Annotated in this window: 1 protein-coding gene; it reads right to left on the reverse strand. The window is 70.6% G+C overall.

Annotated features, from left to right (window positions below; translation table 11 throughout):
* Positions 1 to 517: MBL fold metallo-hydrolase (locus tag LPA54_RS35580; RefSeq protein WP_228984708.1), on the reverse strand; the 517-nt coding region annotated here is incomplete at its 3' end.
* Positions 518 to 575: the final 58 nt, after the last annotated feature.

Below are 575 nucleotides of genomic sequence, written 5' to 3' on the forward strand. Positions count from 1 at the left end.
GGTCGGTGCGTCCGATGGAGCCGGCGAACAGCAGGTCGCCCGAGAACATGACCGGCGGGATGTCGGCCGACTCGGGCAGGTTGAAGGTCACCGACCCCTTGGTATGGCCCGGGGCGTGCGCGACGGAGAACTCCAGACCCGCCAGGTTCAGCGTGGCGCCGTCGGCCAGCTCCTTGACGTCGTCCGGCTCCCCCACCGTCAGCTCCCCCATGAGCGGCATGCCGACGGCCCGGCCTATGCCCTTCTCCGGGTCGCTCATCATGTACCGGTCCTCGGGGTGGATCCAGGCGGGCACGTCGTGCGCGCCGCAGACCGGGACCACCGAGGCGACGTGGTCGATGTGGCCGTGGGTGAGGACGACGGCGACGGGCTTGAGCCGGTGCTTGCGGACCGCCTCCGCCACACCGTCGGCGGCCTGGTGGCCCGGGTCGATGATCACGCACTCCTCACCGGCGGCGGGGGCGACGAGATAACAGTTCGTCCCCCATGCCCCGGCGGGGAACCCGGCAATGAGCACGATCGTCCTTCGTTTGTGTCGGTACGGGAGGCTTGCGACGGGCTGCGCCCGTGGTCAG

The sequence above is a fragment of the Streptomyces sp. DH12 genome, assembly GCF_020873895.1.
GTDB lineage: Bacteria > Actinomycetota > Actinomycetes > Streptomycetales > Streptomycetaceae > Streptomyces.